Source organism: Acinetobacter sp. CY17, from assembly GCF_059515825.1.
Genome location: NZ_JCAKMX010000025.1, coordinates 1 through 25,337 on the forward strand (window position 1 = coordinate 1; position 25,337 = coordinate 25,337).

Annotated in this window: 19 protein-coding genes and 4 pseudogenes; 6 read left to right on the forward strand and 17 right to left on the reverse strand. The window is 37.8% G+C overall.

The annotated features are described in order from the left end of the window. Positions 1–321: IS66 family transposase (locus tag AC5YCI_RS14165; protein ID WP_496175544.1), on the forward strand; the 321-nt coding region annotated here is incomplete at its 5' end. A 33-nt stretch (positions 322–354) separates the two neighbouring features. On the opposite strand, the pseudogene AC5YCI_RS14170 reads toward AC5YCI_RS14165, so the two are convergent. Further along, a pseudogene (locus tag AC5YCI_RS14170) lies at positions 355–621 on the reverse strand (SDR family NAD(P)-dependent oxidoreductase); the annotation flags it as partial. A gap of 8 nt (positions 622–629) precedes the next feature. Beyond that, a pseudogene (locus AC5YCI_RS14175) lies at positions 630–2,396 on the reverse strand (polysaccharide biosynthesis protein); the annotation flags it as partial. On the opposite strand from AC5YCI_RS14175, the pseudogene AC5YCI_RS14180 reads away from it, so the two are divergent. Then, positions 2,397–2,633: pseudogene (locus tag AC5YCI_RS14180) on the forward strand (transposase domain-containing protein); the annotation flags it as partial. Between the two features lie 33 nt (positions 2,634–2,666). Here the strand turns inward: AC5YCI_RS14180 and AC5YCI_RS14185 are convergent. From AC5YCI_RS14185 to tviB, 12 genes and pseudogenes are all read right to left on the reverse strand, one after another. Next, positions 2,667–2,933 (reverse strand): annotated as a pseudogene (locus AC5YCI_RS14185) (SDR family NAD(P)-dependent oxidoreductase); the annotation flags it as partial. A gap of 8 nt (positions 2,934–2,941) precedes the next feature. Beyond that, entirely contained in the window at positions 2,942–4,816 is a 1,875-nt protein-coding gene (locus tag AC5YCI_RS14190; protein WP_496175735.1) for a polysaccharide biosynthesis protein, read from the reverse strand. A gap of 124 nt (positions 4,817–4,940) precedes the next feature. Continuing rightward, positions 4,941–6,110: a DegT/DnrJ/EryC1/StrS family aminotransferase gene (locus AC5YCI_RS14195; protein WP_496175736.1), complete on the reverse strand. Its 1,170-nt coding sequence runs from the start codon at positions 6,108–6,110 to the stop codon at positions 4,941–4,943. Between the two features lie 19 nt (positions 6,111–6,129). Next, a complete protein-coding gene (locus AC5YCI_RS14200) occupies positions 6,130–6,780 on the reverse strand; it encodes an acetyltransferase (protein ID WP_496175737.1) in 651 nt (216 codons plus the stop codon). Continuing rightward, positions 6,777–7,388, reverse strand: coding sequence for a sugar transferase (locus tag AC5YCI_RS14205; RefSeq protein WP_496175738.1), 612 nt, complete (start codon positions 7,386–7,388; stop codon positions 6,777–6,779). The genes AC5YCI_RS14200 and AC5YCI_RS14205 overlap by 4 nt, the downstream gene beginning before the upstream one ends. Next, a complete protein-coding gene (locus AC5YCI_RS14210) occupies positions 7,382–8,530 on the reverse strand; it encodes a glycosyltransferase family 4 protein (protein ID WP_496175739.1) in 1,149 nt (382 codons plus the stop codon). Before AC5YCI_RS14210 ends, AC5YCI_RS14205 begins: the two co-directional genes overlap by 7 nt. Next, complete coding sequence (locus tag AC5YCI_RS14215; protein ID WP_496175740.1) at positions 8,527–9,390, reverse strand: glycosyltransferase family 2 protein; 864 nt, start codon at positions 9,388–9,390, stop codon at positions 8,527–8,529. Before AC5YCI_RS14215 ends, AC5YCI_RS14210 begins: the two co-directional genes overlap by 4 nt. A gap of 6 nt (positions 9,391–9,396) precedes the next feature. Beyond that, positions 9,397–10,557, reverse strand: coding sequence for a glycosyltransferase family 4 protein (locus tag AC5YCI_RS14220; RefSeq protein WP_496175741.1), 1,161 nt, complete (start codon positions 10,555–10,557; stop codon positions 9,397–9,399). Beyond that, complete coding sequence (locus AC5YCI_RS14225) at positions 10,554–11,852, reverse strand: O-antigen polymerase (RefSeq protein WP_496175742.1); 1,299 nt, start codon at positions 11,850–11,852, stop codon at positions 10,554–10,556. The genes AC5YCI_RS14220 and AC5YCI_RS14225 overlap by 4 nt, the downstream gene beginning before the upstream one ends. A gap of 92 nt (positions 11,853–11,944) precedes the next feature. Next, positions 11,945–13,174, reverse strand: coding sequence for an oligosaccharide flippase family protein (locus tag AC5YCI_RS14230; RefSeq protein WP_496175743.1), 1,230 nt, complete (start codon positions 13,172–13,174; stop codon positions 11,945–11,947). Beyond that, entirely contained in the window at positions 13,174–14,199 is a 1,026-nt protein-coding gene (locus AC5YCI_RS14235) for an NAD-dependent epimerase/dehydratase family protein (protein ID WP_496175744.1), read from the reverse strand. The genes AC5YCI_RS14230 and AC5YCI_RS14235 overlap by 1 nt, the downstream gene beginning before the upstream one ends. Before the next feature lie 19 nt (positions 14,200–14,218). Beyond that, positions 14,219–15,496: a Vi polysaccharide biosynthesis UDP-N-acetylglucosamine C-6 dehydrogenase TviB gene (gene tviB, locus AC5YCI_RS14240; protein ID WP_496175745.1), complete on the reverse strand. Its 1,278-nt coding sequence runs from the start codon at positions 15,494–15,496 to the stop codon at positions 14,219–14,221. A gap of 390 nt (positions 15,497–15,886) precedes the next feature. On the opposite strand from tviB, the gene AC5YCI_RS14245 reads away from it, so the two are divergent. From AC5YCI_RS14245 to AC5YCI_RS14255, 3 genes are read left to right on the forward strand one after another with little or no spacing between them, the layout of a single operon-like run. Next, positions 15,887–16,990, forward strand: coding sequence for a polysaccharide biosynthesis/export family protein (locus AC5YCI_RS14245; protein WP_496175746.1), 1,104 nt, complete (start codon positions 15,887–15,889; stop codon positions 16,988–16,990). Continuing rightward, positions 16,990–17,418, forward strand: coding sequence for a low molecular weight protein-tyrosine-phosphatase (locus AC5YCI_RS14250; RefSeq protein WP_122900947.1), 429 nt, complete (start codon positions 16,990–16,992; stop codon positions 17,416–17,418). Before AC5YCI_RS14245 ends, AC5YCI_RS14250 begins: the two co-directional genes overlap by 1 nt. A gap of 19 nt (positions 17,419–17,437) precedes the next feature. After that, positions 17,438–19,627: a polysaccharide biosynthesis tyrosine autokinase gene (locus tag AC5YCI_RS14255; protein ID WP_496175747.1), complete on the forward strand. Its 2,190-nt coding sequence runs from the start codon at positions 17,438–17,440 to the stop codon at positions 19,625–19,627. A 51-nt stretch (positions 19,628–19,678) separates the two neighbouring features. Here the strand turns inward: AC5YCI_RS14255 and dapB are convergent, their stop codons facing one another. The 3 genes from dapB to AC5YCI_RS14270 all read right to left on the reverse strand — a co-directional run bounded on the left by dapB (position 19,679) and on the right by AC5YCI_RS14270 (position 22,227). After that, the gene (gene dapB, locus AC5YCI_RS14260; protein WP_168401728.1) at positions 19,679–20,500 is read right to left on the reverse strand and encodes a 4-hydroxy-tetrahydrodipicolinate reductase; all 822 of its coding nucleotides are present in this window, start codon (positions 20,498–20,500) and stop codon (positions 19,679–19,681) included. Positions 20,501–20,625: 125 nt separating this feature from the next. Further along, positions 20,626–21,744 (reverse strand): molecular chaperone DnaJ, encoded by a 1,119-nt coding sequence (gene dnaJ, locus AC5YCI_RS14265; RefSeq protein WP_496130772.1) that lies wholly within the window; start codon positions 21,742–21,744, stop codon positions 20,626–20,628. 105 nt (positions 21,745–21,849) lie between these two features. Continuing rightward, positions 21,850–22,227, reverse strand: coding sequence for a hypothetical protein (locus AC5YCI_RS14270; RefSeq protein ID WP_496130773.1), 378 nt, complete (start codon positions 22,225–22,227; stop codon positions 21,850–21,852). A gap of 419 nt (positions 22,228–22,646) precedes the next feature. Between AC5YCI_RS14270 and ppc the strand changes: the two genes are divergently transcribed. Continuing rightward, a complete protein-coding gene (gene ppc / locus AC5YCI_RS14275) occupies positions 22,647–25,334 on the forward strand; it encodes a phosphoenolpyruvate carboxylase (protein WP_496175748.1) in 2,688 nt (895 codons plus the stop codon). Positions 25,335–25,337: the final 3 nt, after the last annotated feature.

Genomic DNA, 25,337 nt, shown 5'->3' on the forward strand with positions numbered 1-25,337 from the left:
ACCGCCAAGGCCATCAATTACACGCTGAAGCGTTGGCCAGCTTTAAGCCGCTATCTGGATGATGGCAATCTACCGATTTGCAATAATTGGGTAGAGAATCAGATGCGACCTTGGGCCTTAGGACGCAAGAACTGGCTGTTTGCTGGCTCGCTGCGCAGTGGCCAACGAGCTGCCAATATCATGACTTTAATCCAGTCAGCAAAGCTCAATGGCTTGGATCCGTATGCCTATTTAAGTGATGTGCTGAAAAGGCTACCGACACACAAAGTGACCCAAATTGAAGAATTACTGCCACACCGGTGGCAACCCGACCAAAATTAAAAAATAGGTATGGGGTTCAGCGGATGCTTACCTCTCACCTACCGCTTTTAAACCCGCAAAATGAATGACTGCATCAATTTGATAGTCATTAAAAATTTGATCAAGCAGATGACTATCGCGAATATCACCCTCAATAAACGTCAGCACTTTATTCGCAAGGCGTTGTACACGATGAAGCGCTTCAATCGAACTATTGGCTAGATTATCTAAGACGACAACCTGATAACCTTGCTCTAACAGTTGTAAACAAGTGTGTGAGCCAATATAACCTGCTCCACCTGTAACTAAAATTGTACTCATATTAATCCTTAATTGACTCTAATCTCTTTGCCACGTTGATAACCATCAACATAATGCTCAAGCTGAGTAAGTGCCCATTGAATATCATCGTCTACTGCAGTTAACTGATTTAAACGTTCAAATACAACAAGTAACTCATCTAAAGGATACTGCTTTTCAAATGAACGTAAAATTCGGCTGTGTTCAGTAATTTCGGTATCTTCTTGATCGATTAATAGCTCTTCATAGAGTTTTTCACCCGGACGTAAACCTGAATATTCAATTGCAATATCACCGCTCATACTGCCCTCTTCACGCACTTTTAAACCACTTAAAGCAATCATTTGGCGTGCTAGATCTTGAATACGCACAGGCTCACCCATGTCTAATAAAAATACATCACCGCCCGTACCCAAAGCACCCGCTTGAATCACTAACTGTGATGCTTCAGGAATAGTCATAAAGTAACGCGTGACATCTGGATGCGTCACAGTAATTGGGCCACCTTTGGCAATTTGCTGCTTAAATAATGGCACGACCGAACCTGATGAGCCGAGTACATTACCAAAACGCACAATACTAATCTGCGTTTTTTGTTGTGCCGCTGCCATAGCCTGACAATAGAGCTCTGCCATACGTTTGGATGCACCCATCACATTGGTTGGACGCACAGCTTTATCGGTGGAAATGAGTACAAAAGTTTCTACGCCTTTTTTAACCGCAGCATTTACGCTAAATGCCGTACCTACTGAGTTATTTTGTAAACCTGCAATAGGGTTACATTCCACTAAAGGTACATGTTTATAGGCCGCTGCATGATAAACCGTCTGAACGGCATACTGCTCAATCACACGTTCTAATTTGGCTTGATCAAGCACAGAGCCTAAAACCGGAATAATCTCAATTTGGCTATTTAAACCTAATTCTTTGTCGATACTATACAAAGCAAATTCGGTCAGCTCATAAATCACAAGCTTAGTGGGCTGATTTTTAATAATCTGACGACACAGTTCTGAACCAATAGAACCGCCCGCGCCTGTGACCATCACCACTTTATTTTTAATATTCTTAGTCAGCAAATGCTGTACTGGTGGCACAGGATCACGACCAAGTAAATCAATAATATCCACTTCTTGAATATCAGAGATACGAATTTCACCATCTACCAATTTGGTTAAACCTGGAATTTCGGTAATTTTGATATGTGCTGGTTCTAAAAATTTTACAATTTCACTTTTACGCACCCGACTAACCGAAGGTAGTGCAATTAAAATTTCATCAATATTTTGTTTTTCAAACTGTGCTAAAGCATCTTTAGGCGCATAGACACGTAAGCCACCAATCATTTGACGTGCTAAAGATGGATTATCATCTAAGAAAAACACCGCAGTATGTTCATCAGAACGCTGCAAGGTTGCTGCAACTTGTTGCCCTGCATAACCTGCGCCATAAATTGCCACACGTTTACGCAAAGTATTGCTATGGGTATAGGCACGCACCAAAAAGCGAATTGCACCACGGCTAAACCAAATCCAAGCAAACATCATAAAACCAAACATCAATGGAATTGAAGTTGGAATAAATGCATGCGTGCAATAGGCTAAAACAAATAAGCTAACCACTGTTAAACCCGTGGCAAAGGCTAAACGGGTAATCAATGCTTCGTTAAAGCTGCGCACAATAAAACGATAAATACCACAGATAGCCAAAGCGGCCACTGCCAGTCCACTTACCCAAATAGAGCCAAAGGCAACATTAGGCACGACCTCAGCACCTAAGTTAAATTCGCGTAATGCAATTGGGTAGAGAATCAGATGCGACCTTGGGCCTTAGGACGCAAGAACTGGCTGTTTGCTGGCTCGCTGCGCAGTGGCCAACGAGCTGCCAATATCATGACTTTAATCCAGTCAGCAAAGCTCAATGGCTTGGATCCGTATGCCTATTTAAGTGATGTGCTGAAAAGGCTACCGACACACAAAGTGACCCAAATTGAAGAATTACTGCCACACCGGTGGCAACCCGACCAAAATTAAAAAATAGGTATGGGGTTCAGCGGATGCTTACCTCTCACCTACCGCTTTTAAACCCGCAAAATGAATGACTGCATCAATTTGATAGTCATTAAAAATTTGATCAAGCAGATGACTATCGCGAATATCACCCTCAATAAACGTCAGCACTTTATTCGCAAGGCGTTGTACACGATGAAGCGCTTCAATCGAACTATTGGCTAGATTATCTAAGACGACAACCTGATAACCTTGCTCTAACAGTTGTAAACAAGTGTGTGAGCCAATATAACCTGCTCCACCTGTAACTAAAATTGTACTCATATTAATCCTTAATTGACTCTAATCTCTTTGCCACGTTGATAACCATCAACATAATGCTCAAGCTGAGTAAGTGCCCATTGAATATCATCGTCTACTGCAGTTAACTGATTTAAACGTTCAAATACAACAAGTAACTCATCTAAAGGATACTGCTTTTCAAATGAACGTAAAATTCGGCTGTGTTCAGTAATTTCGGTATCTTCTTGATCGATTAATAGCTCTTCATAGAGTTTTTCACCCGGACGTAAACCTGAATATTCAATTGCAATATCACCGCTCATACTGCCCTCTTCACGCACTTTTAAACCACTTAAAGCAATCATTTGGCGTGCTAGATCTTGAATACGCACAGGCTCACCCATGTCTAATAAAAATACATCACCGCCCGTACCCAAAGCACCCGCTTGAATCACTAACTGTGATGCTTCAGGAATAGTCATAAAGTAACGCGTGACATCTGGATGCGTCACAGTAATTGGGCCACCTTTGGCAATTTGCTGCTTAAATAATGGCACGACCGAACCTGATGAGCCGAGTACATTACCAAAACGCACAATACTAATCTGCGTTTTTTGTTGTGCCGCTGCCATAGCCTGACAATAGAGCTCTGCCATACGTTTGGATGCACCCATCACATTGGTTGGACGCACAGCTTTATCGGTGGAAATGAGTACAAAAGTTTCTACGCCTTTTTTAACCGCAGCATTTACGCTAAATGCCGTACCTACTGAGTTATTTTGTAAACCTGCAATAGGGTTACATTCCACTAAAGGTACATGTTTATAGGCCGCTGCATGATAAACCGTCTGAACGGCATACTGCTCAATCACACGTTCTAATTTGGCTTGATCAAGCACAGAGCCTAAAACCGGAATAATCTCAATTTGGCTATTTAAACCTAATTCTTTGTCGATACTATACAAAGCAAATTCGGTCAGCTCATAAATCACAAGCTTAGTGGGCTGATTTTTAATAATCTGACGACACAGTTCTGAACCAATAGAACCGCCCGCGCCTGTGACCATCACCACTTTATTTTTAATATTCTTAGTCAGCAAATGCTGTACTGGTGGCACAGGATCACGACCAAGTAAATCAATAATATCCACTTCTTGAATATCAGAGATACGAATTTCACCATCTACCAATTTGGTTAAACCTGGAATTTCGGTAATTTTGATATGTGCTGGTTCTAAAAATTTTACAATTTCACTTTTACGCACCCGACTAACCGAAGGTAGTGCAATTAAAATTTCATCAATATTTTGTTTTTCAAACTGTGCTAAAGCATCTTTAGGCGCATAGACACGTAAGCCACCAATCATTTGACGTGCTAAAGATGGATTATCATCTAAGAAAAACACCGCAGTATGTTCATCAGAACGCTGCAAGGTTGCTGCAACTTGTTGCCCTGCATAACCTGCGCCATAAATTGCCACACGTTTACGCAAAGTATTGCTATGGGTATAGGCACGCACCAAAAAGCGAATTGCACCACGGCTAAACCAAATCCAAGCAAACATCATAAAACCAAACATCAATGGAATTGAAGTTGGAATAAATGCATGCGTGCAATAGGCTAAAACAAATAAGCTAACCACTGTTAAACCCGTGGCAAAGGCTAAACGGGTAATCAATGCTTCGTTAAAGCTGCGCACAATAAAACGATAAATACCACAGATAGCCAAAGCGGCCACTGCCAGTCCACTTACCCAAATAGAGCCAAAGGCAACATTAGGCACGACCTCAGCACCTAAGTTAAATTCGCGTAATGCATAACATAACCAAATTAAAATAGGAAAAACGGCAAAATCCAACACAGCCAAAAAGCTTTGTTTTGCCAAACGTGGGGATTCTACAACACGGAGAATGATGGACTTCACAGATTCTTTACTCGATGGTCTATACAAAAACGATATAGCTTTTGAAAAAAGTGATATCGCTTACGGGTATAAAAATTTAAATTTAGGTCAAGCTAAACTTGACCTAAACCAAATATTATTAAGTTTAAATTTTTTGTTTTAGCTGTTGAATCACTGCTACAGTTTTTGCCATGCTATCTTGGCTTAAAGTTGGATGTACTAAGAACATTAAGCTAGTTTCACCCAATTGCTTGGCATTGCTTAAGCGTTGTGCTGGACGCCATGGTGTATCATCAAAAGCATGTTCTAAGTACACTTCTGAGCATGAACCACTAAAGCATGGCACACCCAGTGCATTAATTTCAGCCATAATACGATCACGCGACCAACCTTGTGGCAATTGTTCAATATTTACTTGAACATAGCATTTATAAGCCGCATGTCCATATTGTTCTGAAGGCTGATGCACCGTAAAATAAGGGCTATCGGCAAATGCTGCATAGATGGTTTGCATATTGGCATTACGCTGTGCGGTCCATTCTGGCATGCGTTGTAATTGAATACGACCAATCACTGCTTGCATTTCCATCATGCGCCAGTTGGTACCAAACGAATCATGCAACCAACGGAAACCCGGTGGGTGTTGTTTGTTGTAAATGCTGTCAAAGTTTTTACCATGGTCTTTATATGACCACATTTTTTTCCAAAGATGTTCATCATTGGTGGTGACCATACCGCCTTCACCACCGGTGGTCATAATTTTGTCTTGGCAGAATGACCATGCTGCAATATGACCAATAGAACCGGCAGATTTGCCTTTGTATTTAGCACCATGCGCTTGGGCACAGTCTTCAATTACAAAAATGCCTTTTTCTTGGGCAAGTTGCATAATCGGGTCCATATCGCACATCCAACCTGCCAAATGCACACAAATAATGGCTTTGGTATTTGGGGTCAGTACTGCTTCGATGGTACGGCGTGAAATATTTTGTGAATCGAGTTCTACATCTGCAAAAATAGGATTTGCCCCAGCGGTGACAATTGAGCTTGCCGAAGCTAAAAAGGTCCGTGAAGTTACAATCACGTCATCGCCTGCACCCACGCCTAGTGCTTTTAAAGCAACATCTAAGGCAACCGTGCCATTTGCCAATGCCACTGCATATTTGGTTTGTGCATATTGGGCAAATTCTTTTTCAAACTCACGGCATTCTTGTCCTGTCCAATAGTTTACTTTGTTTGACAATAAAACTTGAGAAACAGCATCAGCTTCCGCTTGGGTAAAGCTAGGCCATGGTTCAAATGCAGTGTTTAACATGATGATTCCTAAAATAAAATTATTTTTTCTCTAAAATACGTGCAGGGTTACCTACAACTGTTACCCCAGCGGGTACGCTTTTGGTTACAACCGCGCCCATACCCACAATTGCACCGCGACCAATTACTAAAGGTTGATCTGGCGTACCTTGTTTAATGACTGCACCTGTACCAATATAGGCATGATCTTCAATATGAATATTGCCATTACATTTTACCCCTGGGGCAAATGTGACATAGTCTCCAATTACGCAGTCATGGGCAACATAACTATAAATATTGGCATGGAAAAACTTACCAACTTTGATATTTGAAGTTAAGCAAGTAAATGGGCAGAGTAAGCTACCCTCACCTATTACAACTTCATCTAGCAGTACAGTGTTCGCTGCTTGAATGGCTAAATGCTGAATCGCATCTTGATTCAAACGATTGACTAGTTTTTCACGCACTTGACTATTGGCAATGGCAATTGTAACGGCTTTATTGACTGCTGAATGTTGTAGAAAATCAGCATAACTTAGCACTGGGTAACTGTTTAGTGTTTGACCAGCTTGCCCATCATCAATAAATACAAAATTTTCTTTGGCTAAGGTTGGATACTGTTGTCTTGCTAATGGCATAACTTCTTTACCAAAACCACTTGCGCCGTAAACACCAATTAATAATGTCACTTTATATCATCCTTATTTTTTGTACCGGTAAACTTAGTCATGGTTGCCTCGCCTTCGGCACTAATATCATCTTTTGCCAGTACTTTATATACGGTTTTAAACATGATTTTAAAATCTAGCCAAATCGATTGATTTTCGACATACCAAGTATCAAGTTTAAATTTTTCTTCCCAGCTAATGGCGTTACGACCATTAACCTGTGCATGACCTGTCATACCCGGACGTACATTATGGCGTTTGGCTTGTTCTTGGTTATATAAAGGGACATATTCCATTAACAATGGACGTGGGCCAACTACACTCATATCGCCTTTAATGACGTTCCAAAGTTCGGGCATTTCGTCCAAACTGGTCGAGCGTAGCATTTTACCAAATGGAGTTAAGCGCTCACTATCTGGTAGTGGCTGGCCATTGGCATCTACTGCATCTTTCATGGTACGAAATTTAATCATTTCAAAAGGCTTACCATGTAAACCTGGACGTACTTGACGAAATAATACAGGTGAACCTAAGTTCTTTTTTACTTTATAAGCCACAAAAGCATATAAAGGGGAAAGTAAAATTAATGCAGTACCTGCAATAATAATATCTAGTAGGCGTTTTAACATACTTTACCCAAAATTTTATTATAGAATTCATAAACATCTTTGGATGTTTTTTTAACATCTAAACTGTGCTTTACTTGCTTACTTCCTTCTATAGCAAAACTACGAGCTTTATGAGTATCCGATAATACTTCAATGATAGTTTCAGCAAGTTTTTCAGGTTCTTGTTTAGGTACTAACCACCCCGTACTATTTGGTTTTACAATATCAGGAAAACCACCAATATTAGTTGCTATTGTTGGCACTTCCATTAAAAGAGACTCTCCAGCTCCCCCAAGATTCTCTGAGTGTGAAGGATGAACTACGACATCAAAATCTGGATATAAATCTGGTACATCTTTACGTGTCCCTAAAAATATAATTTTTTCCCCTAATTTTTTATGTCCATATTCAACAATAGATTGAAAATAGTTATCTGCACCTACCCATGGTCCGCCCACTATCACACACTTTACCTTAGGATTAGATGCTATAACAATTTCCATTGCATCTATTAAATCTTCATGACCTTTTAAACCTCGATTTTGCCCTAACCACTTTTTAGGAGCATAAGCGTATGCAACCATACCAACTATTTTAACATCTTCAGGGATATTAAACTCATCCCTCAGTATTCCTTTTTCTTTCTTATAATATGTCGATATATCAGTTCCATAAAAGGTCATCATTAGACGATCTTTTTTAATTCCTGAAGATAAATAAATTTTTTCTGAAAGACTACACGTTGGTATCCAATAATCATATTGATTAGCTAGATTTAAATCTAGGGCTCTTGTAAGATTTTTTTCTAGATGCAACGGACCAGCAACTTGGAAAACTCTTTTAATATTTAATCCTTTCATAGCTATACGCATAAATACTGTATTTGCAACAAAGTGAGAATGTACTATGTCGGGTTTAAGTTCATTTAATAGTTTTCTAAATATTCTTATATTTTTGAGAAAACTATTCGGACGCTTAATTAAAGATGCGAAATCCACATTTAAAATATGTACTTCAGCTCCTTTTTCAATGTACTTTTTTGCTAAACCATTGTTATCAGGGAGTACCACATGAATTTCACAACCGAGTTTAGTAAGCTCTTCAATCTGCTTTAATGCCCAAGAGGCGCCAGAAGTTGTCTTAATGAGGTGTAGAACTTTCATTTTTTATATTCACTTAAGCATTTTAGCTCTAGCAAAAATTCCTCGCTTTGCTGAATCGATGGGCCTACAGAACGTGCTTTAATTAGTTTTTCAAACTTTCCTAGAAAAGTATATAAACCTAGTCTTAATATTTTTACTATCTCTAAAGTTGATTTAAAAATACTATACAATGGATATTGATCAAAGAATTTAATATACCCCTTTGCGCTATAATAGTAACCTTGCATTACTTTTTTAGGTAAATTAGATTGTTGCTCCTCATAAACATATCCAATATTAGGTAAAAGAACATATTTTTGATGAAGCATAATACGTCTTAGGAAGTCAACATCCTGTGCTAGTTTGAAGTTTGGATCATATTGTGTATTAAGTGCTATACTTTTTTTATACATTGTAGGAGCATGAGGAACTGGAACAGTTGTAGGCTTATTGAAAGTCTTAATAGCACCATTACCTAAACTGCGTACACCAACGATATTACCTTCTACGTCAGTAACTGCCATACCACAAGATACAACAGCAACTTCAGGATATTGATTGAATACTTCAATTTGATCTTGTAACTTCGTCGAATAATACCAGTCATCCGCATCGAGCATCGCTATATAAGACCCAGAACTATTGTCCAAAGCTACTTGTCTAGCGTACCCACGACCCATATTTTTTTCTAGGGAAATAAGTTTGATACGCTGATCATTTAATGAAAGAACAATTTTAGCAGTATTATCTAAAGATCCATCATCAACAACAATACACTCCCAATTCTCATAAGTTTGATATTGTAAAGACTTTAAAGCTTTTAGAATGGTTTTCTCTGCATTATATGCAGGCATCATGATGGAAACTAATGGTGATGACATAGATAACTACACTTTCTCTAATACTGAAATTATACCTTTGGTATTATTCTGTGGATGAAAATAATCATGACTATATATAAAGGCATTATGAATAATATCTTCTCTTAGATCATTGTTGCTAATAATTAACTCAAGATTATCAACAAGTTGATTGGTATTGTCCACTTCAAATAACATACCAGTCTTACAATGTTCTATAGCTTCAGGAATTCCACCTACTGGAGTTGCGATAACAGGTATTTTATGCAACATCGCTTCAATGACGGAACGCGGAAAACCCTCTGTATGACTTGGTAAAACTACTGCATCACATTGTACAATATCTGCTATTAGATTTTCACGCCAACCAATAAAATATATATTTTCTTTTAGATCAAATTTATTAATTAGATCTTGAAGGTACTCGTAGTAACTATTATCAACACCTGTAGGCACAATACCAGGTATCAATAGGTCTACATGTATATTTTTTTTCTTAAGTTCATAAATAGCCTGTATTGCAATATGATGTCCCTTTTCTTTTACAGGTCTTGCAGCCGCTAAAATTAACCTGAAATTATTTCTATTTGGTAAGTCTTTACTTAGCTCTGGCACCTCAAATCTATCAATTTCAATACAGTTAGGGATAAAAGTAAGTTTACTGTGTGGAACATTAGCATTTTTTAAGTTTTCGATTGCTTTTTTAGAATGTGCAACAATGTGATCTGTATCATTGATTAATGATTTGACAAATCTAGGTTTTAATTGAGATGGCAAACCTTCACTTCTAAAATATAAAATTATTTTAAAATTAAAAATATGCTTAATCAACTTTAGAAAGAATAATGATTTTTCATTGTTAACAATAAAAAATTCTGGTTTATGTTTTTTAATAAAACTATACAAGTTTACTAAAATTTTAAAAAAATCTTTACTTTGTTTAAGCATTGATAAAATTCTAAGCCAAGGCTTATTATTATGTCCAATAGAGATATTTTTTGCATCGGGATGTATAGTAAAGTAGTCTAAGTCATAAGATAATGCTCTATCTTTATATTGCTGTGACTTTCCATACACATCTACAATAGCAACATTAACACCTTCTTCTTTAAGCCGCGACATTAGGTATAAACTACCTTGCGGAGCACCACCAAAATTTATTGTAAAGTCGAAAAAGAATACTTTCATTTAACTTTAACCTTTGAAAAAAACTCGTTAACCTTTAATATAATAAGTAATGGCAAAATAAAGTTAAATAAAGCAGGATATAAGCTATTTAAACTAACCATCATAGATAATGAAAAATAAACTGCTAATAATGCCACTGGAAATAAAAAATTTAAACTACTTATATCATATATTTTTCTTTCACATATAATCATCCCTAAAACACATAAGGCTGGCATTATTACAAACCCACCATACCCAAAATACAAATAAGATTGTCCCACAATAGGAATAATTTGATCTGCTTGTCCAGATTTACTATATATATAATTATTAAAATAATAACCTGTTGTAGAGTTTGAATCAGAAAATACACTAAACATTGCTATATTTTTCAAAAAATCATTTATAAACAAAATAAAACCTGAGTTCATATTATATATATTCTCAATATCTACCACATAAGCAACATTATATATACCTGAGAAATATGCATTAAATGTTATTGCCATTTCGCCCCAGTTAAAATCTATATCTGTTGACGTATTAGCTGAATGATAACCAAATTGTTTGAATAGGGTTACTGAGAGCATAACAATAAAAACTGAACTCATAATTGTTAATGTTGCAACCTTTTTATATTTTGGTAGTACCAATGAGAATGTTATTAACCAAGCAATAGCTGGTAACAAAGCACTAAACCTACTAATTCCTTTAAAAAATAGTAAAAATGGAATAAAACTAACTAGCAGCATTACAATATGCTTATAACTCTTATCCTTATAGTAATTAGTTAAAAAATAATTGAAGAATAAAAGCGGAGGTAAAATTAGTACATAGTCTGCCAATATAGATAAAAATCCAGCTCCAAGAATATCTAACTCGGGCTTAATAAGCTCCTCTGGAATAAATATAAAGTTATACCTTGACTTTAATTCAGGAAATATTAGAAATATTAGAAATATTAGAAATATTAGAAATATTAGAAAATAATTTTTTGTTAGCTTATATATTTTATTTTTTTTGATTTTCAAATTATCATTAGAAAACAACTGAATTAAGAACATACAAAATAGTAATTCTATTATCATTAAGATACTTGCTACTTCTAAAATTCTTTCTGATACATCTCTTAGTAGATAGTTTTGGTAATCACCATCTGACATTATAAATAAAAATGGTATAAAGCTGTATCTTATAAATGCAATCACTAAATAGATTAAATAAATAGTTCTATGCTTTGAGAGAGAATAAACTTTAGGAAATAAAATACTAGAAAATAAAAAACACAGTGGAAGTATAATTAACCACCACATACTAGATTTTAAAAGACCTAATAACACAACAACAGTAGAGAAAAAATAAAATCCGAATCTAATCATAATTTGAATCTTCAATAAAACTAAATCTATATTTTTTTATTATTCAAAAAAAATATAAACGTAAATAATGATCCTAACACTCCGAATAAAGAGCAAATAATAGTAGAATAAATTGCTCCATTAATACCCAAAATTGGTATTAAATAGTACGAAGAAACCAAACAAGATAGTGCGGAAAAAATATAAATATATATTTGCTCTTTATATGTTTTTTGAACATTTAAAAGAAAATTAGTGAGATGAAAATAGCATAAAACCACACCTGATATCATAGCTAAAAAAAACTCTGATTGATAAGATATATAATCATCACCAAAAGCAATTTTCAATATCTCAAAAGAAAAATTATATACAAATAAAATAAACACAGAAAATAAAACCGTCATTAAAAAAACTAGCTTTATAATGCTTTTTATGAACAAACTTAAGTTATCAGAGTATAACTTAGTCATTTTAGTTAAAATAGCTTGTATAAATGAGCTCATAAACAAATTTAGAATGACAATTAGAGACATAATTGTAGTAAAAACGCCCAAAGCCTCTAGACCATGAAATTCCTCCAATTGAAATCTAGGGATCGAAGTAAAGAAAGCTGAAACTACTGCAGTTATACCTAAAGGGATACCTATTTTAACAAGACTAAAAAAATTGTTTTTATTAGAAATAAAATTATATATTAGTTTCAATGACTTCTGATCTGATATTCTTTTATATAGCAAACTATCAATCGCTATTAATAATAATTTAGATAAAGAATAAAACAGAATTGAATAAATAATATTTTTGGAAAAATAAAATAACAAAGCAAAAACTAAAAACGATAAAATACCTTGAGTCAGGTTAGAAATAAAAAAATATTTGTTTAGCTGATTAATTTGATAAACAGAAATATAATGCTCCCTAAAAATAGCTGCAGAATAGCTTAAAGCTAAAGCACATATTGCTGCTATATAATCTATATAATCAAAATAAAAAACAAATGCTATTAGAACAGTAAATATTAAGTTACCCAAAGCTAAATATAAACGAGAACCAATATAATCCTCTTCTTTATACTTATTATGTATATCAGATAGCTGTATTGTTCTTAACTTTAATGTAAAAAACATATGAATTGGTAAAGCTATTGCCTGAGCTAAACCGAATATACCAATATCTTCCTTACTACCCAATCTAATAATAAAAAGCAGCATTAACCAAGAAAAACCAGCATTTACTAGATTGGCAAGCAAGGCAAATAATATATTTTGTTTCATTATTTTATATTTTGCTTATACCATTTCATTGAAATATCGATACCTTTTCTAATCTCATGAGTAGGTATATATTTTAGAAAAATGCTAATTTTTTCTACACTGGCTTGTGAGTGACGTACATCACCAACACGGAAGTCAAGATAAACTGGCTCTTTCGTATATGTCACACCATTTTCATTTAATGCAACTTTAATAGTATTAAATAATTCATTTAAAGTGGTACGGTCACCTACTGCAACATTATAAACCTGATTTTTAGCAGCATCATTTTCTGTCGTTGCAGCTAAAATATTGGCTTGTACAGTATTGTCAATAAAACAAAAATCACGACTGGTCTCGCCATCGCCATTAATAAATACATCATCGCCCGCAATCATCGCAGCCGTCCATTTTGGAATCACCGCAGCATAAGCACCATTTGGATCTTGGCGCTGACCAAATACATTAAAATAACGTAAACCAATCGCTTTAAAGCCGTAACTACGCGCAAATACATCAGCATATAGTTCATTGACATATTTAGTTACCGCATAAGGCGATAAAGGATTACCAATATTCTCTTCTACCTTGGGTAATGCAGGATGATCACCATAAGTCGAACTACTTGCTGCATAAGTAAAACTTGCAACGTTTGCATCACGCGCAGCAGTCAGCATATTTAAAAAACCACTAATATTGGTTTCATTGGTGGTAATCGGGTCAGCAATTGAGCGAGGTACAGAACCTAAAGCTGCTTGGTGTAGTACATAATCAACCCCAGTACATGCTTTTTGACAGTCAGTAAACTCACGAATATCACCTTCAATAAAACTAAATTTAGTCCATTGTTCTGGTCTTACTAAAGACTGTACTTCATCTAAATTATGCTGATGCCCCGTGGCAAAGTTATCTAAACCCACAACTGTTTGATTCAATTTTAATAAGGTTTCTAAAAGATTAGAGCCAATAAAACCAGCCACCCCTGTCACTAACCAAGTTTTAGGATCTTGCTTTAATTGCTCACATATAGTTTGATATTGGCTCATTCTTAGTATTCCTTAAAAATTATAAACGAAGGTCAGATTCAGCTTGATCAAGCACATATTTTAAGTCATATAAAATATGCTCAGCTTTACCTAAAGCACGAATTGCGTCGCTACCCATCACTTTAAATTGATCATGTGCTACCGCTAAAATTACCGCGTCATATTGACCTTGTTCTAAGCTTTGTACTGGGGTAATGCCATATTCATGCTGTGCTTCAGCAACATCCACCCACGGATCATAAACATCTGCTTGAATATGATATTCTTGTAGCTCATGCACAATATCAATAATTTTAGTATTACGAATATCTGGGCAGTTTTCTTTAAAACTCAAACCAAGCACTAAAACTTTAGCACCTTCAACTTGAATTTTTTTCTTAATCATACCTTTAACAAGTTGAGTCACCACATAAGCACCCATGGCATCATTTAAACGGCGCCCTGCTAAAATAATCTCAGGATGATAACCAATCGCTTGTGCTTTATGGGTTAAATAATACGGGTCAACACCAATACAGTGACCACCCACCAAACCTGGACGGAAGGGTAAGAAATTCCACTTGGTACCAGCTGCTTTTAATACTGCTTCAGTATCAATGCCCATTTTATTAAAGATCACAGCCAATTCATTGATCAAAGCAATATTCACATCACGCTGGGTGTTTTCAATCACTTTAGCGGCTTCAGCTACCTTAATACTTGCCGCTTTATGCGTGCCCGCCTCAATAATCAAGTTATAAACTTGATCCACAAAGTCAGCAACTTCAGGCGTAGAACCCGAGGTAATTTTTAAGATATTGGTCACACGGTGTAATTTATCACCTGGGTTAATCCGCTCAGGACTATAACCGGCAAAGAAATCTTGATTAAATTTTAGACCTGATACTTGTTCTAATACAGGAATACAACTCTCTTCCGTTGCACCTGGGTATACTGTTGATTCATAAACAACAATATCGCCTTTTTTCAGTACTTGACCAATACTTTGTGATGCTTTGACTAACGGGGTTAAATCTGGTTGTTTAAATTCATCAATCGGGGTGGGTACAGTTACAATAAAAAAGTTACAATCTTTTAGATCTTCTAAAGTCGCTGTATAGCTTAAATGAGTAGATTGTGCTAATTCTTCTGGTGATACTTCTAAGGTATGATCTTGACCACTTTTAAGTTCATCAATACGCTTTTGATGAATATCAAAACCAACAACGGGTACTTTTTTACCAAATTCTACAGCTAAAGGTAAGCCCACATAACCTAAACCAATAATGGCAATTTTAATTTCCGACAGTTGTAACATTCTACAGCCTTTTATTTATATAAAGAGTCAAGCAGCTAAAGCCGGACATAATATAGCAGAAATTAAATTAATTTTTTATGCCTTTTAAATAAAATAGATAATTTTCATTTGGATTAAGTTCACTTATAATAAATGCTATGCAAATTAATAAAACATTAAAACTTATTTTATATATGCAGCATATACAAAGACATTTTTGATCGATTTAGGTAAGATTTATGGAACATTTTGTTACGTTTTATATCTCTAAACAACTTAGCTCGATTATTTATTAACAAGACTTGATCTTACGTCAAGACTCTATATGATTACAGCTCAAGCAAGATGCTTCTTTTAAGTAAAATTTTGCGCTAAAAATCTACAAAATTAATGATTTATATAGGACTTCGGGTGAAACTTTACCAATCTTTATTTCTACTCACTTTCGGTGTAGCCGTAACGGGTTGCGCAGTTACCTCCGGTCTGCAAACGTATGATTTACCAAAGGAAGGTGTATACCAAACTGAACTTGGTTCTCAAGTAAATGTAGTCAAAATCACCCCTGAATCATTAACTGCAGTGCAGCCTGCGCAAATCAATATTCGCCAAGATTACGCACATTTATTTAATCATACTCATAAAAATTATCGCCTGAGTAGCGGTGATATCCTATCAATTTACTTATGGGCTTACCCCGAAATTACCCCGCCTGTGACATCGGTCTCTTCAGATCAATCTGTACAAGCAAATGGTTACCAAATTGATTCACAAGGTTATATTCAATTTCCAATTATTGGACGCTATAAAGCTGCGGGCAAAAGTATTCAGCAGGTTAACCAAGAATTACGCAGTCAATTAGCCCGTTATTTAAAAACCCCTGATGTCATTGCACGTGTCCTCTCTTATGAAGGACAACGTTACTCTGTACAAGGTAACGTCATGAAAGGCGGTCAGTTTTATTTAAATGACCAACCGACCAGCGTTTATACTGCATTAGGTTTAGCGGGTGGTGTAAATACTCAGCTTGGAGATAACACTTCAATTACCTTAGTCCGTCAGGGTCAAAGTTATCACTTAAATAGTATTGAGCTAGAACGCGCTGGTTTATCTTTGCATAAACTGCTGATTCAACCTAATGACACCTTGTATGTTAATTCACGCGAAAACCAAAAAGTTTATATCATGGGTGAGGCCGGTAAAAATCAGTCTCTCGCCATGCGTGATCAAGGCATGAGCTTAGGTGACGTGTTAGGTGAAAGCCAAGGGTTGAATCCACTGTCTGGCAGTCGTAGTAAGATCTATGTGGTGCGTAGCCATCCAAGTGATGGCAGTACCGAGGTTTATCATATTGATTTAACAAGCATTGGTGATTTTGGTTTGGCCAATCAGTTTAAAATGCGTGCCAATGATATTGTCTATATTGATGTATCAGGTTTAGCACGTTGGCAGCGTGTTGTGAACCAAATTATTCCATTCTCAAACGCCTTATATAATCTTGATCGTTTAGGCCAGTAATGAACTTTCAACATATTTTAGTGGTTTGCGTAGGTAATATCTGTCGTAGCCCCATGGCTGAATATTTACTCAAACAAGAGTTTCCAACACTCCAGATTCATTCTGCGGGTATTCAAGGTTTAAGCGGTCACCCTGCCGATGACAAAGCTTTGCTGTGTATGCAACGCTTAAATATTGATATGCAAGGCCATATTGCCAAAAAATTAACTGGTGACATGCTTAAACAAGCCGATCTTGTTTTAGTGATGAGTCAAAATCAACAAAAACATATTGAGCATACGTGGCCTTTTGCTAAGGGCAAAACCTTTCGTTTGGGGCACTGGCAACAATGTGATGTTGCCGATCCATATCAACATGACCAAGCCATGTTTGATCAAACCTGTCAGCTAATACAACGTTGTATTGCTGATTGGAAAAACTATATTTAACTTTTGATAATTTACGATTATGAGCCAAAGCGACAAAACGGAAGATACGATTGATTTAAAAGAGCTATTCTTTTCTTTAATAGCCCAGTGGAAATTAATCGCCCTATGCACGATCTTAAGTTTAGTATGTGCCCTACTATATTTACGTACTACACCTGATACTTACGCGGTCAATGCCTTAGTTCAAGTTGAAGAAAGTAAAGGGGCTTCAGCGGCTTTATTGGGTGATCTGTCCGATATGGTCGATCAAAAGCAGCCAGCACAAGCTGAAATCGAAATCTTAAAATCGCGTTTAGTATTGGGGTCTGTGATTCAAGAATTAAATCTTGATTTAAATATCCAAGGTTTACAAAATGGCTTTATTGATCGTTTAACTAGAGAACATCTGTATAAAACCGAACATCATAAAGATGCGGTCATCTTTCGTGATAATGAGAAAAGCTTTAATGTGCGTGAATTTAAGGTTCCAGCACATTTTGTCGACCAGAGCTTAATTTTAAATATTGATGGTCAAAATTTTAGTTTAAGTGATAGTACCACTCAGCAGATCTTAATTAACGGTAAGCTGAATCAAAATAATCAAATTAGCTCTGAATATGGTTTATGGAATATTGCCATTTATAGCCAAGATCAAATTAATGATAGTTATCAGATTAGAAAATTGTCTTTACCTGCTGCTATGGATCGCTTAACAGCTAATTATTCTGTGGCTGAAAAAGGCAAACTTACCGGTATTTTAGGCCTAAATTATCAAGGTCAAGATAAGGCACAAATCACGCGTATTTTAAACGAGATTTTAGCAGCCTACAGCAAACAAAATATTGAACGCCGTTCGGCGGAAACTGCGCAAACTTTAAGTTTCTTAGATGAACAGCTGCCAGAGCTAAAAGAAAAATTAGATTCAGCAGAACGTGAATTCAACACCTTCCGTGAGCAATCAAATACAGTAGATGTCACCAAAGAATCTGAGCTGTATTTAAGTCAAAGTATAACTTTAGAGCAACAAAAAGCACAGCTGCAACAACGTCAAGCTGAGCTATCTGCTAAATACACCAATGAACATCCAGCTATGCAAGAAATTAATGCACAGCTCGGTGTTGTAACGCAACGCATCAGTGATTTAGAAGCAACGCTTAAACAACTGCCAGATTTACAACGTCGTTATTTACAGTTATATCGCGAAGTTGAAGTGAGCCAACAACTGTATACAGGTCTATTAAACTCATACCAACAATTACGGATTGCAAAGGCGGGCGAGATTGGTAATGTGCGCATTATTGACCAAGCAGTCGCACCGATTAAGCCAATTGCACCAAAGAAACTGCAAATCTTAATTTTAAGCTTATTCTTAGGTGGTTTCTTAGGGACTTTACTCGCGCTATTACGCAATATGTTACGTTCTGGTGTTAAAAACTCAGGTCAAATTGAAACTGAGTTGGATTTACCTGTTTATGCAACAGTACCGCGTTCTAGTATCCAAGAAGGTCACTTTAAATTACTCAAGAAGAAGAAGTTCTTACCTATTTTAGCCATTAAAAATAGTGATGACTTAGCCGTTGAAAGCTTACGCAGTATGCGTACCGCGATTCACTTTGCGCTAGGCAATGCCAAAAATAATATTATTATGATCTCAGGTCCGGCACCTGAAGTGGGTAAATCGTTTATTTCGGTTAACTTAGCCACGATTTTGGCACAAAGTGGTAAATGTGTATTATTAATTGATGGCGATATGCGCCGTGGTTATTTACACCAATACTTTAAAGACTCAAATAACAATCTTGGCCTATCAAGCTACTTAAATGGACAAGAGCTAGCAACTGAAAAATTGATTCAAAAATCAGAAGTTGTGAATCTTGATTTCATGGCACGTGGCAAGAGCCCAACTAATCCTTCTGAATTATTAGGTTCAGAGCAATTTGTGCGCTTGATGGAAGAGCTTTCGTCACAGTATGATCACGTCATTATTGATACACCGCCTGTACTTGCAGTGACAGATAGCTTGATTATTTCACAATATACGGGTGTCAATTTGGTCATTGCACGCTATGCGAAGACACAAATGAAAGAGCTTGAGTTAACTGTCAATCGCTTTGAACAAATGGGCGTGAAAGTCAACGGTATTCTCTTAAATGATGTACAACGTGAAGTGGGCGCAAGTTATGGCTATAACTATGCCTATAGTTATAAATCTAAAACAGATGCTGATTAATCTTGAGGCATAAAAAAACCCGCAGCTTGCGGGTTTTTTTAATTTAATCTTTTAGATTTTAATCTCGTTAAAACCTAATACATCTTTCATATCGTATTTTTTAGCATCACGACCGACCACCCAAGCCGCTGCACGTACTGCACCTGCAGCAAAGTTCATACGATTCGTCGCTTTATGGGTGATTTCTACACGCTCACCTTCACCAATAAACATGGCAGTATGCTCACCAACAATATCACCACCACGAATGGTTTGGAAACCAATGCTTTGACGTTCACGTGGACCAGTATGCCCTTCACGATGATAAACCGCATCTTGCTTTAAATCACGACCTAAAGCATCAGCAATCGCTTCACCCATCATCAGTGCTGTCCCCGATGGTGCATCCACTTTATGGCGGTGATGGGCTTCAATCACTTCAATATCTACTGTATCGCCAAAGACTTTAGATGCCAGCTCTAACAGTTTAATTGATACGTTAACGCCAACTGAGTAATTAGCTGCATAAACCACTGGGGTTTGGCTTGCGGATTCATCTAAATACGCTTTTTGCTCATCGTTCATACCTGTCGTGCCAATGACGATTGCAACACCATGTTCACGGCAAATTTTAAGATGATTTACCGTGGCAGCAGGTGCAGTAAAGTCAATCACCACATCACAATCCTGAACTACATCAGCTAAATTGCCAACAACTTTCACCCCTAAAGTACCCACACCGGCAAGCTCACCTGCATCTGCACCGAGTAAACTACTTTCAGGACGTTCAACCGCCGCAGCCAATTGGTAGCCTGCTTCTTGCACAGCTTGAATTAAAATACGGCCCATACGACCGCCGGCACCCAAGATCCCAATACGTGGAGTTGCTGACATCACATTTTCCTAATGTTGCGTTTTAATGCGCTTTACTATAGCAAAACTCTTGCCCAAAACTCACAAAAATTAGGCTATTTTTGCCATAAAAAAAGGCATCCGTAGATGCCTTTTTTTAAGAATTTTTAATCAAATAATCGATCAAAGAATGATTTTTTCTTTGGTGATGATTTACTACCTTCTTCGCCTTCAAAGGTTGCTTGCAACTCTTTGAGTAAATCACGTTGACGTGAGGTTAAGTTCACTGGCGTTTCGACCACGATACGGCACAGCAAATCACCTTGCATGTTGTGACGCACTGGTTTTACCCCCTTACCACGTAAGCGGAACAACTTGCCGGTTTGCGTACCCTCAGGAACCTTTAAGCTTACGCGACCCTCAAGAGTTGGAATTTCAATCTCTTTACCTAATGCAGCATCTGCAATTGAAACGGGTACATCCATGTAAAGATCAGCGCCATCACGTTGGAAGATTTCATGCTCACGCACTTGAACTTCTACGTATAAATCACCTGATTGACCATCACGAATCGCTTCGCCTTTACCACTTAAGCGTACGCGATCACCGTTATCTACACCGGCTGGAATCGTTACTTCTAAAGTTTGCTGACGATCGGCGACACCTGAACCATGACATGATTTACATGGGTTCTTAATGATTTTACCTTGGCCACGACAGGTGCTACAGGTTTGCTGTACCGCAAAGAAACCTTGCTGCATACGCACTTGACCTGAACCATGACAAGTCTTACATGTCTCAACATCATTTGGAGATTGTGAACCTTTACCACCACATGGCTCACATGGTGCCGGCGCTGTAAAGGTAATGGTTTTTTTCACACCTTTTACAGCTTCTTCAAGAGTTAACTCCATGACATAGCGTAAGTCTGAGCCACGGCGTTGACGCTGCTGTTGACGGCCACCGCCCCCAAATGCACCACCAAAGATGTCACCAAATTGACTAAAGATGTCTTCGGCGCTAAAGCCACCACCGAAGCCGCCGCCACCACCCATACCGCCTTCAAATGCTTGATGGCCCATACGGTCGTACATGCTGCGTTTTTCGGTATCTGACAAAACTTCATAAGCTTCAGAAGCTTCTTTAAACTTCTCTTCGGCTTCTGGATTGTCCGGATTACGGTCAGGGTGATACTTCATCGCCAACTTACGGTAGGCTTTTTTAATTTCATCATCACTAGCGGTTTTAGCAACACCTAAAACCTCATAATAATCACGTTTAGCCATGGCAGGCGATGCTCCTCACGGAATAATTAAAATACTGAACTGTGGTCTGAAATTGGGGTAGAGCTTGTCTTTTACAAGGGCTGCAGTACAAAAAATTTAAACCGATCAAAAAACGGGCTTATTTTTCATAAAACGTGCAATGCCTTTGAGCCAAGCATTCAGCAAATATAAAAATGCAATCAAGGCAAACACTACACCAATCACGGTACAAGCAGTGACCCAAAGATAGCTATCCCAATAAAAGAAGTTTAAAGGAATAAACCAAAGAGAGGCGAATACTGCCAAAATTAAATACAGCAAGGTACTACGCATTACCCAAAGGGCTTGCGCATTGAGCCATACTTCGGTACTTGCTGCTTGAGTGACATTACGCGCTAAATAATAAGCTACCAAGCCTGTAATAACGCTAAATAATGCTAAAAACATGAGTACATAAGCCATCGCAATCATACGACGTTGCTTTGTTAAATCGTCTTGAGCCATTTAGATGAACCTCAGAAAACGGCATCTTGTTGTTATCGATGTCGCCTATTTGCCGATGGGCGGATGAGTTGCAAGAATCAGCGGCTACTATATTGAAATTTTCCTCATTTCGCACCTGATTATTCATAAAAATCGCAACAAAATCAGCGTGTCAATTTAACGTTCATATCCATTGAATCTGCGTTAAATTATAGAGCAATGTGAGTGGTCAGACCCATTTATTTTTCTAGCTGTGCTATATATTGCCTGATATATACCCAACATGGGGCATATATGCACAAGGGTAATACTCAAAAGGTATTTTAGCCTACAAAATGTTGAAGAAATAAACAAAGCTTTATCGACTTTTGTAGGGGCAAGGCTTTTTCGACAACCGAATAAAGTTATAGTCATGACAATAAGAAAGGGAGAACACCACCATGGTTCAACAAATTGCAGCTCCTCTGCGCGAAGATGTACGCCTACTTGGGAATTTGCTAGGTGAAACTTTAAAAGAACATGCAGGGCAAGATTTGTTTAATCAGGTTGAGCAGATTCGTGCACTATCTAAAGGGGCACGAGATGGTCAAGTTGAAGCAGAAAAACAACTCGAACAACTATTATCTAGTTTAGAAGACCATGAGATTTTACCGCTCACGCGTGCTTTTACCCATTTCTTAAACTTTGCCAATATTGCTGAGCAATATCATGTGGTACGCAGCCGTCGTCAAAGCGAATTTGATGTCGATGCACCCTCACCAAATCCACTCGACCATTTATTTGCTAAATTTAAAGAAAAGCAAATTTCAAGCGACACTTTATTTAAACAAATCTGTGAGTTAAATATTGAATTGGTACTGACCGCGCATCCAACCGAAGTCAGCCGCCGTACCTTAATTCAAAAATATGATGGCATTAATGATTGCCTGACTAAGTTTGACCAACAAAAACTCACCCCGCGTGAACGTGAAGCGACCCTCACCGAACTTAAGCAATTGGTCTGTTCTGCTTGGCAAACTGATGAAATCCGTCAACATCGTCCAACACCTGTGGATGAGGCTAAATGGGGATTTACCACCATTGAACAAACGCTTTGGAATGCAGTACCTAAATTTATTCGTGAACTCGATCAAATGGTGCTTGAGCATTGTGGCCAAACCTTACCACTGAATGTAGCGCCGGTGCGTTTTGCCTCTTGGATGGGCGGTGACCGTGATGGCAACCCCAATGTCACGCATAAGATTACTCAAGAAGTGCTCTGGTTATCGCGTTGGAAAGCCGCAGATTTATATTTACGCGATATTGAAGCACTACGTTGGGAGCTATCTTTACAAGAATCAAGCGAAGAGCTACGCCAATCTTTAGGACATGCCCATCCAGAACCGTATCGTGAAGCTTTACGTGATCTTCGTGATCGTTTAAAAGCCACACGCAACTGGTTAGCACAAAAATTACAAGGCAATGAGGTGGTGGATGATCCACGTGTAATTACCAGTAAAGACGAGATTCTCGCGCCTTTACTGCTCTGTCATCGCTCACTTATGCAGTGTAATTTGGCAGAGATCGCCAATGCGCAATTGTTAGATTTTATCCACCGCGTTAATTGCTTTGGTATTGAATTACTTAAACTCGATATTCGCCAAGAATCTGGTCGTCATCGTCAGGCGATTTCTGCCATTACTGAGTATTTAGGCTTAGGAAATTTTGAAACTTGGACGGAGCAAGCGCGTCAAAACTTCTTATTACAAGAATTACAAAGTAAACGTCCATTGCTGCCTAAACATTTAAATGAGCCAACACAAAGCTTAATTGAGCATCCTGATGTACAAGAAGTATTTGCCACCATGCGTACATTGGCTGAGCAGCCAAGCGAGTCTTTAGGCGCGTATATTATTTCTATGGCCGAATATCCAAGTGATGTTTTAGCGGTGTTGTTATTGCAAAAAGAGGCAGGAATTCAAAAAGCACTACGTGTCGTTCCGCTGTTTGAAACCTTAAAAGATCTAGATGGTGCAGCCAGCACCATGAATACCTTATTTAATATGCACTGGTATAAACAGCATATTCAGGCCAAACATGAAGTGATGATTGGCTACTCAGATTCAGCTAAAGATGCTGGCTTTATGTCTGCCAACTGGGCACAGTACCGTGCGCAAGAAGAACTGACTGCAGTGGCGCAAAGTCACGGCGTACAGCTCACCTTGTTCCACGGTCGCGGTGGTTCCATTAGTCGTGGCGGTGCACCGACCCAGCAAGCTTTATTCTCACAACCACCGGGTTCTATTTCAGGTGCTATTCGTGTCACCGAACAAGGCGAGATGATTCGCTTTAAGTTTGGCTTAGAAGGCATTGCCCTGCAAAACCTTGAGGTTTATACCGCGGCAACTTTAGAAGCGACCCTGTTGCCACCACCTGTACCTAAAGCTGAATGGCGTGAGCTAATGCATAAAATGACCGATTTATCGGTACAGGTATATCGTCAAACGGTACGAGACAATCCGCATTTCGTCAAATATCTACGCACCGTGACGCCAGAACTTGAACTGCAAATGCTGCCGCTTGGTTCACGTCCAGCTAAACGTAAAGTCAGTGGTGGTATTGAATCTTTACGCGCCATTCCTTGGGTATTTGCTTGGACGCAAATCCGTTTAATGTTACCCGCATGGCTTGGTACTGGTGCAGCCATCAACCAAGTCACCGAACAAGGTCAAAAAGCCCTGCTTGATGAAATGCTAGAACAATGGCCATATTTCCAAACTTTAATTGATATGTTGGAAATGGTGTTATCCAAGGCTGATGGCAATATTGCCCTGTATTATGAATCGCACTTAACTGAGGATGAACACCTCAAAGTTTTAGGTGAAGAGTTACGTCAACGCTTACGTGATGCTGTAGAAAGCTTACTGAGTCTTAAAGGTGAATCTAAACTGTTAAGCAGCAATGATGTACTAGATCAATCTATGAAAGTGCGTAAGCCTTACATCTTGCCACTGCATTTATTGCAAGCAGAACTCATGAAGCGTCGCCGTGATTATTTAGCCAAAAACCAAGCTGAACATACCCCAGTGGATCATGCTTTAATGGTCAGTATTGCAGGTATTGCAGCCGGTTTACGCAACACCGGTTAATAA

Excerpts from the sequence above, each read along its gene's own strand:
- dapB (WP_168401728.1), bottom strand. The coding sequence starts at position 20,500 with ATGTCAGCAACTCCACGTATTGGGATCTTGGGTGCCGGCGGTCGTATG.
- ppc (WP_496175748.1), top strand. The coding sequence starts at position 22,647 with ATGGTTCAACAAATTGCAGCTCCTCTGCGCGAAGATGTACGCCTACTT.
- AC5YCI_RS14230 (WP_496175743.1), bottom strand. The coding sequence starts at position 13,174 with ATGAAACAAAATATATTATTTGCCTTGCTTGCCAATCTAGTAAATGCT.
- dnaJ (WP_496130772.1), bottom strand. The coding sequence starts at position 21,744 with ATGGCTAAACGTGATTATTATGAGGTTTTAGGTGTTGCTAAAACCGCT.
- AC5YCI_RS14255 (WP_496175747.1), top strand. The coding sequence starts at position 17,438 with ATGAGCCAAAGCGACAAAACGGAAGATACGATTGATTTAAAAGAGCTA.
- AC5YCI_RS14225 (WP_496175742.1), bottom strand. The coding sequence starts at position 11,852 with ATGTGGTGGTTAATTATACTTCCACTGTGTTTTTTATTTTCTAGTATT.
- tviB (WP_496175745.1), bottom strand. The coding sequence starts at position 15,496 with ATGTTACAACTGTCGGAAATTAAAATTGCCATTATTGGTTTAGGTTAT.
- AC5YCI_RS14195 (WP_496175736.1), bottom strand. The coding sequence starts at position 6,110 with ATGTTAAACACTGCATTTGAACCATGGCCTAGCTTTACCCAAGCGGAA.
- AC5YCI_RS14205 (WP_496175738.1), bottom strand. The coding sequence starts at position 7,388 with ATGTTAAAACGCCTACTAGATATTATTATTGCAGGTACTGCATTAATT.
- AC5YCI_RS14250 (WP_122900947.1), top strand. The coding sequence starts at position 16,990 with ATGAACTTTCAACATATTTTAGTGGTTTGCGTAGGTAATATCTGTCGT.
- AC5YCI_RS14215 (WP_496175740.1), bottom strand. The coding sequence starts at position 9,390 with ATGTCATCACCATTAGTTTCCATCATGATGCCTGCATATAATGCAGAG.
- AC5YCI_RS14270 (WP_496130773.1), bottom strand. The coding sequence starts at position 22,227 with ATGGCTCAAGACGATTTAACAAAGCAACGTCGTATGATTGCGATGGCT.
- AC5YCI_RS14220 (WP_496175741.1), bottom strand. The coding sequence starts at position 10,557 with ATGAAAGTATTCTTTTTCGACTTTACAATAAATTTTGGTGGTGCTCCG.
- AC5YCI_RS14210 (WP_496175739.1), bottom strand. The coding sequence starts at position 8,530 with ATGAAAGTTCTACACCTCATTAAGACAACTTCTGGCGCCTCTTGGGCA.
- AC5YCI_RS14235 (WP_496175744.1), bottom strand. The coding sequence starts at position 14,199 with ATGAGCCAATATCAAACTATATGTGAGCAATTAAAGCAAGATCCTAAA.